The sequence below is a fragment of the Anoxybacillus sp. genome (assembly GCF_036834105.1).
Taxonomy (GTDB): Bacteria; Bacillota; Bacilli; order Bacillales; family Anoxybacillaceae; genus Anoxybacillus.
Genome location: NZ_DAITON010000091.1, coordinates 1 through 9,555 on the forward strand (window position 1 = coordinate 1; position 9,555 = coordinate 9,555).

The 9,555-nt window shown below is 43.0% G+C and carries 10 protein-coding genes; all 10 read left to right on the forward strand.

Annotated elements, in window-relative coordinates:
* On the forward strand, positions 1 to 770 hold a 770-nt coding region (locus tag V7Z64_RS09425; protein WP_334110212.1), incomplete at its 5' end, for an arsenic resistance protein.
* Between the two features lie 27 nt (positions 771 to 797).
* Positions 798 to 1,235 (forward strand): OsmC family protein, encoded by a 438-nt coding sequence (locus V7Z64_RS09430; protein ID WP_297991159.1) that lies wholly within the window; start codon positions 798 to 800, stop codon positions 1,233 to 1,235.
* Between the two features lie 136 nt (positions 1,236 to 1,371).
* Complete coding sequence (locus V7Z64_RS09435; RefSeq protein WP_297991161.1) at positions 1,372 to 2,571, forward strand: FAD/NAD(P)-binding oxidoreductase; 1,200 nt, start codon at positions 1,372 to 1,374, stop codon at positions 2,569 to 2,571.
* Positions 2,572 to 2,586: 15 nt separating this feature from the next.
* Positions 2,587 to 3,111: a hypothetical protein gene (locus V7Z64_RS09440; RefSeq protein WP_297991163.1), complete on the forward strand. Its 525-nt coding sequence runs from the start codon at positions 2,587 to 2,589 to the stop codon at positions 3,109 to 3,111.
* 16 nt (positions 3,112 to 3,127) lie between these two features.
* Positions 3,128 to 4,537, forward strand: a complete 1,410-nt coding sequence (locus V7Z64_RS09445; RefSeq protein WP_297991166.1) for an MBL fold metallo-hydrolase — start codon at positions 3,128 to 3,130, stop codon at positions 4,535 to 4,537.
* A gap of 71 nt (positions 4,538 to 4,608) precedes the next feature.
* The gene (locus V7Z64_RS09450; RefSeq protein WP_297991168.1) at positions 4,609 to 5,628 is read left to right on the forward strand and encodes a PAS domain-containing sensor histidine kinase; all 1,020 of its coding nucleotides are present in this window, start codon (positions 4,609 to 4,611) and stop codon (positions 5,626 to 5,628) included.
* Positions 5,609 to 6,241 carry a response regulator transcription factor gene (locus V7Z64_RS09455; RefSeq protein WP_297991169.1) on the forward strand — a complete coding sequence of 211 codons (633 nt, stop codon included), beginning with the start codon at positions 5,609 to 5,611 and terminating at the stop codon, positions 6,239 to 6,241. The genes V7Z64_RS09450 and V7Z64_RS09455 overlap by 20 nt, the downstream gene beginning before the upstream one ends.
* Positions 6,242 to 6,255: 14 nt before the next feature.
* Entirely contained in the window at positions 6,256 to 7,044 is a 789-nt protein-coding gene (locus V7Z64_RS09460) for a sulfite exporter TauE/SafE family protein (RefSeq protein ID WP_297991171.1), read from the forward strand.
* A 101-nt stretch (positions 7,045 to 7,145) separates the two neighbouring features.
* A complete protein-coding gene (locus V7Z64_RS09465; RefSeq protein ID WP_297991173.1) occupies positions 7,146 to 8,072 on the forward strand; it encodes a diacylglycerol kinase in 927 nt (308 codons plus the stop codon).
* Positions 8,073 to 8,136: 64 nt separating this feature from the next.
* On the forward strand, positions 8,137 to 9,516 hold the full coding sequence (gene rlmD, locus V7Z64_RS09470; RefSeq protein ID WP_334110215.1) for a 23S rRNA (uracil(1939)-C(5))-methyltransferase RlmD: 1,380 nt from the start codon (positions 8,137 to 8,139) through the stop codon (positions 9,514 to 9,516).
* Positions 9,517 to 9,555: the final 39 nt, after the last annotated feature.

A 9,555-nucleotide genomic window follows, 5' to 3' on the forward strand; every position in this document is an offset into this window, starting at 1 on the left:
AAGAAAAGAAAATATTGTTTGCGTCTCTCGTAATTAATTTTGCTATCATTCCACTCGTCGCTTTTCTCATTGGGAAGATGATGTTGCACAATCATCCGATCATGTTCGCAGGGCTTGCATTGTCAGCGCTGTTGCCGACAAGTGGGATGACGATTTCGTGGACAGCTATTCAAAAGGGAAATATGACAGCGGCGGTAAAGCTGACCGTATTCGGCCTCGTGCTCGGCTCTTTATTGACACCTTGGTATTTGTTGGCGATGGTCGGAAAATACGTCGATATTAACGTCATCGAAACGTTCCGTACGATTTTGCTTGTTGTATTTGTGCCGATGGTTCTTGGACACATGACATTTAAATGGTTGATGAAAAAATATACGCCAGAGCAATTTCAAAAGTATGTGAAGCCAAATTTCGCTCCATTAAGTATTTGGGGTATGTTATATGTTGTGTTTGTGAGCATTAGCATGCGAGCGAAAATGATTGTAGCGAACTTGCAGCTTATTGTCATCGCATTGGGGGTATTGTTGCTTTTCTATTTGATTAATTACGTCATTAGCACATTGGTAGCTAAGCAATTTTTCAACCGTGAAGATGGCATTGCGCTCGTAAACGGCACAGTTTTACGCAACTTATCGATTGCGATCGGCTTAGCTGCCACATCTTTCGGTGCTGAGGCTGCACTTATCGTGACGCTCGCTTTTATTGTTCAACAGCAGTCTATTGCTTACTATGGAAAAATCGCAAGTCGATATTGGTTTAAACAATTATAAAACAACGAAGAAAGGGAGCTGGTCATGATGAATAAAATGACATTTATCGTTCAAGCAACAGTCGAAGGAGTAACAACACGCGTTAAAGCAGGAAAACATGAGTTTGTTATTGACGAGGCAAGACAAATGGGTGGTCAAGATTTAGGAGCCAATCCGCTTCAAATGGTACTTGGGGCGCTCGCTGCATGTGAAAATGTGACGGCCCATGTCGTTGCGAGAGAGATGAATTTCGATTTACAAGACATGACTTTCACAGTAAAAGGACAATTTGATCCACGTGGGTTTATGGGGGATTCATCCGTACGTCCATATTTTGAACATGTGTCTGTGGAAGTAGCAGTCAAAACGAACGAAAGCGAAGAGCGCATTCAACAGTTGAAAGAAAAGGTGGAAGCACGCTGCCCTGTATATACGTTACTGAAAGCGGCAGGTGTACAAATGAATGATCAATGGTATAAAGCGTAGAGCGGTGTCGACCGCTCTTTTTTATGTATGAAAAAGATAAGGGAAATCCCCTATGGGTATATAAGTTAACAACATATACAATGTAATTAAGTTAAGAAAACAAAATTGAAAGCGGATACAAAAGGAGCGATGAACGATGGCGAACGTCTACGATGTAAAAGTAGCAATTGTTGGGGCGGGTTCTGCAGGAATTTCAATTGCATCACGTCTTTTAAGAAAAAATCGTCAATTACATGGACAGGTGTTTCTCATTGACCCATCCGATAAACATTATTATCAACCGCTTTGGACGCTCGTTGGCGGCGGTGCAGCCAAAGTAGAAGACTCCGTTCGCGAGCAAGCATCGCTTATTCCAGACGGGGCGAGATGGTTGAAAGAAGCGGTCGATACGTTCTCACCAGAAGACAATATATTAAAAACGAAAGAAGGATCAATCGTTCGTTACGACTATTTAGTTGTAGCAGCTGGTGTTGAAATTTATTGGGATCAAATTAAAGGGCTGAAAGAAACGATCGGCAAAAACGGTGTTTGCAGCAATTATTCATACGATTATGTGCAGAGCACGTGGGAAAACATTCGCAATTTCCGCGGTGGCACAGCCATTTTCACTCAGCCGAGCACACAAGTAAAATGCGGTGGAGCCCCACAAAAAATTATGTATTTAGCTGATGATTATTTCCGTCAATCTGGTGTGCGCGAACAAACGAACATTATTTTCGCTTCAGGGTTGCCAAACATTTTTGCAGTGAAGCGATATGCCGATACGCTTGAGAAAGTCATTCAACGAAAACAAATCGAAACGAAATATCGTGTCGAATTAGTTGAAATTGATGGAGAGGCGAAAAAAGCGACATTTGAACATCTCGATACAGGTGAGCGGTTTACATTAAGCTTCGATATGATTCACGTTACACCGCCGATGGGACCACCATCTTTTATTCAAAAGAGCCCGTTAGCCGACACGGCAGGATGGGTCGATGTCGATCCGTATACGTTGCAACATAAAACGTATGAAAATGTGTTCGGTGCGGGTGATTGCACAAACTTACCGACATCGAAAACAGGTGCAGCCATTCGAAAGCAAGCTCCTGTTGTGGCCGAAAATTTACTAGCGCTCATGAACGGAAAACCGTTAAAAGCACGCTATGATGGTTATACATCATGCCCGCTCGTAACGGGTTATAACAAGCTTGTGTTAGCTGAGTTTGATTATGATAAACATCCGCAAGAAACGTTTCCATTTGATCAGTCAAAAGAGCGGATGAGCATGTATATCATGAAACGAAATGTATTACCGATCGTCTACTGGAACGGCATGTTAAAAGGGCTGATGTAGAGAGGGGGAGGTAACATGTTGCAATTACTCGAAAACGATGAACAACGAGAAGCGCTCCGCTACTTTATTGAGAAACTCCCACAACTAAAAGATGCGATGGAGTCGGTAGAAGAAAAAATAGCGGTTGTTCAACATGTGATGAATGATAAACAATCGCTGGAAGCTTTATTTACAGAATTTGAGGAAAAAGTAGCGCCATTTCGTTTAACGGCTGAGCACATCGAGGCACTTGCCACGCTTATTCAGCTGTTACCAACGCTCGTTCAATGGTTGCAAAAAGCGGAAGAGTTCATTTCATTTGTAACAAACGTCATCAATGATCGCGAGTCGATGGCGTATGTGATACAAGGTACAAAAGATATTGTCCCAATTGAAAAAGGGCTTGACATTTTAAAAGAAACAAACGAACGCTTTCAACGCGAACGCGATTCGTCTTCTGTGTCACTATTGCGCATGTACCGCTTGTTAAAACACCCACTTATTCAAGATGGGTTTAAATATATCGAAACGCTACTTGATGTAGCAAATAAACATAAATAAATTGGAGGGGATGTATATGTTATTTCGTTCATTTTTCGATGAGCAGTTAGCGCACATGTCTTATTTAGTCGGATGTCAGCGGACAGGAGAAGCGATCGTTGTCGATCCGGGTCGCAATGTCGATTGGTATATCGATACAGCGAAAAAAGAAGGATTACAAATCGTTGCGGCAACAGAAACACATATTCACGCGGACTTCGTTTCAGGGGCGAAAGAATTAGCGAAACGTTGTGGAGCAAAGCTTTATTTATCTGACGAAGGGGATGCAAACTGGAAGTATCAATATTTAGATGAAGTCGATTACGAACTTGTAAAAGAAGGAAGCATTTTTACTGTTGGAAACGTCGAGTTCAAAGTGCTCCACACCCCAGGACATACACCAGAGCATATTTCTTTCATTCTAACAGATAAAGGCGGCGGTTCAACAGAGCCAATGGGGATTTTCACAGGCGATTTCGTTTTCGTTGGTGATATCGGTCGTCCAGATTTGCTTGAAAAGGCGGCAGGTGTTGTCGGCACAGCCGATGTAGGAGCACGCCAAATGTTCCAATCGCTGAAAAAATTTAAAGCGCTCCCAGATTACTTGCAAGTATGGCCGGCACACGGAGCAGGAAGCGCATGCGGAAAAGCGCTTGGGGCTGTTCCAGTTTCGACGGTTGGATACGAAAAGTTAAACAACTGGGCATTAAAAATCGAAGATGAGGAACAATTTGTAAAACTACTTCTTACAGGTCAACCAGAGCCTCCAAAATATTTTGCGATGATGAAAAAAGTAAACAAAATCGGTCCTGCCTATTTAAATGAAGAAGAAGTGCCAGCGTTGCAAACGCGTGAGCAACTCGACGAATATAAAGCAAACGGCGCGTTCATTTTAGACGTTCGTCCGTCCGAACAATTTGCGAATGCACATTACGCAGGAGCAATTAACATCCCGTTTAACAAGTCATTTACAAACTGGGCAGGTTGGTTAATTAGTTATGACCAGCATATCGTGTTAATCGCGAACGAAGAGGAGGTGCAAGCCGTTCGTAAAGCGCTTGCTTATATCGGATTAGATCGCGTTGTCGCATACATCGAGCCATCCGTCGCATTAGATGGTGAAGTGGAGAGCTACGAAGAAATTGATGTCCATCAACTACAACAATATGTAAAAGATGACCGTTATTACCTTATTGATGTACGCAATCAAGCAGAATGGGACGAAGGGTATATTGAAGGAGCTCACCACATCATGCTCGGTACACTCGCGGACCGCCTCGATGAAATTCCAGAAGGCAAAACATACGTTGTTCAATGCCGCTCCGGTGCGCGTTCAGCCATTGGCGCAAGCATTTTACAAGCAAAAGGTTTGAAACAAGTGCTTAACTTAAAAGGCGGATATTTAGCGTGGACGAGAGAAAAGCTTCCAGTTGTGAAGCAATCATAAGGGCTGACGTTGTCAGTCCTTTCTTTTCATCTTTCTTCTTTTTTTCTTTATAATGGAAGAGAGGTGAGAACATGCGGTTTTTAGATAAAATTTTTGCATACATTCAAGACGGAATTATCGTCATGGATCACGAAAGAACAATTGTAGAAATGAATCCGGCTGCCAAACGGCTTACCGGCTGGCAACTTGGCGACAAAGTGCCGTATTGCTCGTTTTGTCAACAACGCGATGTGAAAGAAGGTGAAGAGCGCTGTTATTTAATTTCAACAGAGGAAGTGCCTTATTTTTTATCAGAAATGCCGACGTATCACGGACATTTCATCGATGTAGAAATGAGCACAGCGCTCATTCTCGAACAAGATGATGCCAAATATTACTTGCTTGTTTTGCGTGATCAAACGGCAAAGAAAAAAGAAGAAGAGGCGCGCCGTTCAAAATGGATGGTAAAAAAACTAACGGAAGCAAAAGAAGAGGAACATAAACGTTTAGCACAAGAATTGCATGATGGTGTCGGCCAATCGCTCTACAGCATTTCCATCGCATTAGATAATATTATTCAACGTGTGCAAGATGAGAAGCTTCATGCATATGTCAAAGAAGTGCGCGAAGAGCTCGGACGTGTCATGGAAGATGTGAAACTATATGCGCAACAACTTCGCCCAAAAAGTCTAGATGCACTCGGGCTCATCCCGACCATTCAATCGCTTATTCATTCGCTACAATCGAAAATGCCAACTACGTCATTTTCGTTGCAAACGAACGTACATGCACGTTTATCGCCAACAATGGAAATTAATTTGTATCGTATTATTCAAGAAGCGTTGCATAATGTAATGAAATATGCAAAAGCGACAAAGGTGCGTGTTTCGATTGAGCAAACGGAGCGAGAATTACTAGTGTTTGTTGAAGATAACGGCGTTGGTTTTTATGTTGAAGAAAAGCGCGAGGGACTTGGCTTAAAGCACATTCAAGAGCGCGTTTTTCATCTTGGTGGTCAAACGACGATTACATCTATGCCGATGAAAGGAACAACAATTTTTGTGCGCGTGCCGTTAAAGGGGGACGGAGAGGATGAAAGTGTTGATTGTTGATGATCATGATTTAATTCGTAAAGGCATTCGTTTGCTTCTTGAAGGGTTTGGCGATGTGGAAGTCGTCGGGGAAGCAAGCAACGGTTGTGATGCCATCACGCTTGCATTGAAGCATCATCCTGATGTCATTTTGCTTGATTTGTCAATGCCGACAGGGCTTGACGGATTTACGACCGCAAAAACGATTATGGATGAATTAGAAGATGTGAAAGTAATCGTCTTAACGATGCATGACGAGGAAATATATGTGCAAAAAGCGATTCAATATCATATTCACGGTTATTTGTTAAAAAATAGCCAGACGAACGATTTACATGAGGCGTTGCAAGCTGTGTATCACGGCAAACGCTTTTATCGCACCCATATTCCTAAAGAACGACTTGAAAAAATGTTTGCTGAAAAAGAGCCGAAGTCTCCACTAACGAATCGTGAGCGAGAAATTGTACGGCTTACGTTTTTAGGATACACAAATAACCAAATTGCGAACAAGTTGAAAATCAGCCCGAAGACAGTAGAAAATCATAAAACGAACATTATGCAAAAACTCGGTATTAAAGAAAAACATGAACTTATTCAATACGCCTTAAAAAATCATATTGCTGATTTAGTCTAAAGGAGCGTCTCATCATGGAATATACAGTTTCCTATTTACTTGTTCTTTTTCTTATTGGTGCAATTGGCTCCATTTTATCAGGGATGGTTGGCATTGGCGGCTCGGTCATTAAATATCCGATGCTTTTATACATTCCTCCGCTTCTTGGCTTTGTCGCTTTTACGGCACAAGAAGTAGCTGCGATTAGCGCGGTGCAAGTGTTTTTCTCAACGCTTGCGGCCCTGATCGTGTTCAAAAAAGGTGGATACGTATCGTTTCGGCTCGTTGCCTATATGGGAACAGCGATTGTGCTCGGCAGTTTTATCGGTGCATACGGATCGACATTTTTAGCGAATGAAACCATTAACTTCGTTTATGCCATTTTAGCATCGATTGCAGCGATATTAATGTTTCTCCCAAAGCCGAAAGGGAGCGAAGATGTATCGGCGCAACAGCTTACATTCAATCGGTTATATGCGGTCATATTATCGTTTATTGTTGGGGTGGCTTCTGGCATCGTTGGAGCGGCAGGAGCGTTCATTATTGTACCGATTATGCTCGTCATTTTAAAAGTGCCGACGCGCATCGCGATCGGTTCGTCTGTAGCGATTACGTTCATTTCATCCATTGGGGCGACAGTTGGAAAAGTGATGGGTGGACATATGCTCCTTGTCCCGTCGATCGTGATGGTTGTTGCTAGTTTACTAGCTGCTCCTGTTGGGGCAAAACTGAGTCAAAAAATCAATACGAAAACGCTCGAATACATTTTGCTTGTATTAATTGTAGCGACTGTGATAAAAATTTGGTATGAAATGTTTATATAAGCTGGCTCAGTTGAGTCGGCTTTCTTTTGTTCATTGCAACGGTCATGAAAATTTGGTATGATGTTAAATAGTGGAAAAATAAATCAAATAGGATGATGAGGATGAAACGAGCACGTATTATTTATAATCCGACGTCAGGAAGGGAAGTATTTAAAAAGCATTTGCCTGATGTACTGATTCGGTTAGAACAAGCAGGATATGAAACGTCATGTCATGCGACAACAGGGGCAGGGGATGCGACAGAGGCGGCAAGAAAAGCAGTTGAGCGCGAATTTGACCTTGTCATTGCCGCAGGTGGCGATGGAACGATTAATGAGGTCGTCAATGGATTAGCTGATGCGTCTTATCGTCCGAACCTTGGTATTATTCCGGTTGGTACGACGAACGATTTTGCTCGCGCGATCGGTGTACCGCGCTCGATTGAAGGAGCGTGTGATGTGATCATCAACGGGGAAGCGGTGCCGATTGATATTGGAGCGGTAACGAACGAAGGAAAGACGCATTATTTTATTAACATTGCCGGTGGCGGACGTTTGACGGAATTAACGTACGAAGTACCAAGCAAATTGAAAACGATGATTGGTCAACTCGCCTATTATTTAAAAGGAATTGAAATGCTTCCTTCCTTGCACCCTGTCCATGTCAAAATCGAGTACGATGGGAAAATGTTTGAAGGGGCTGTCATGCTGTTTCTCGTTTCATTGACAAACTCTGTCGGCGGCTTTGAAAAATTAGCACCAAACTCATCGTTAAACGACGGCATGTTTGATTTAATTATTTTGAAGGAAACGAACTTAGCTGAATTTATTAAAATTGCGACGCTCGCCTTGCGCGGTGAGCATATTCACGACCCGCACGTCATTTATACGAAAGCAAACCGCGTCAAAGTGTATACAGAAGAAAACATGCAGCTTAATTTAGATGGAGAGTATGGCGGCATGCTTCCGGGCGAATTTGTCAACTTGTATCGTCATATGAACGTATTTGTTCCGAAAGAAAAAGCTGAGCAAATGAGAACAGGGGAGTGAACCTGTTCTTTTTTGTTCGACTATGCTACAATCTTGACAGCATTTTGCGGAAGGGGAAAGATAAATGGAAGCACCAGTAGCAAAAAACGAATATTATGACGTCGTATTTGAAGATTTCACGCACGACGGGGCAGGGGTGGCGAAAATCGATGGTTTTCCAATTTTCGTTCCAAACGGTTTACCCGGCGAAAAAGCGAAAGTGAAAGTAGTAAAAGTAAAAAAAGGGTACGGTTTCGGTCGTTTGATCGAACTGTATGAAAAAAGTGAAGATCGCATGGATGCAGCGTGTCCTATTTATAAACAATGCGGTGGATGCCAGCTGCAACATATTCGTTACGAAGGGCAGCTGAAGGCAAAACATAAACATGTTAAAGAAGTGCTCGCTCGCATCGGGAAAATTGAACATGCGACCGTTCACCCTGTCCTCGGCATGAACGACCCGTGGCGGTATCGAAACAAAGCGCAAGTACCTGTCGGTGAGCGCGAAGGTGGGCTTGTGGCGGGTTTTTATAAAGAACGTAGCCACGACATTATCGACATGGACGCCTGTTTGATCCAACAAGAAATGAATGATATCGTCGTGCAAACCGTCAAACAAATTTGCGAGCAATATAACATCCCAGCCTACAATGAACAGACGCATAAAGGTGTGCTTCGTCACATTATGGCGCGCTATGGGGCAACGACAAAGGAAGTGATGGTCGTTTTAATTACACGCACCGAGGAGTTGCCGCATAAAAAGAAAATCGTTGAAGCAATTGTACAACGTGTCCCGAACGTGAAGTCCATTGTGCAAAACATAAACCCGAAGCGGACGAATGTCATTATGGGAGAGCATACGCGCGTGCTTTGGGGATCGGAATATATGTATGACTATATCGGCGACATTCGGTTTGCGATTTCTGCCCGTTCCTTTTATCAAGTAAACCCTGAGCAAACGAAAGTGCTGTACGAAAAAGCGCTGGAATATGCGGAGTTGACTGGGAAGGAGACAGTCATTGATGCGTATTGTGGCATCGGAACGATTTCGCTCTTTTTAGCAAAAAACGCGAAAAAAGTGTACGGGGTCGAAATCGTTCCCGAAGCGATTGCCGATGCGAAACGAAACGCTGAACTAAACGGCATGACAAACGTTGAATTTGCGGTCGGAGAGGCGGAAGTCATCATCCCGAAATGGTACGAGCAAGGAGTGCGCGCTGACTGTATCGTCGTTGATCCTCCTCGAAAAGGCTGTGATGAATCATTGCTACAAACGATGATCACCATGAAACCGAAGCGCATTGTCTACGTCTCATGCAATCCCGCAACACTCGCACGAGATTTGCGCATATTAGAAGACGGTGGATACAAAACGATCGAAGTCCAGCCGGTCGACATGTTCCCGCATACGATGCATGTGGAGTGTGTTGCAAAATTAGAACGTGGTTTTGTACACTCAAAATAAACTCGTTCCACTAAAATAATAACCGTTCATCATGAGAAA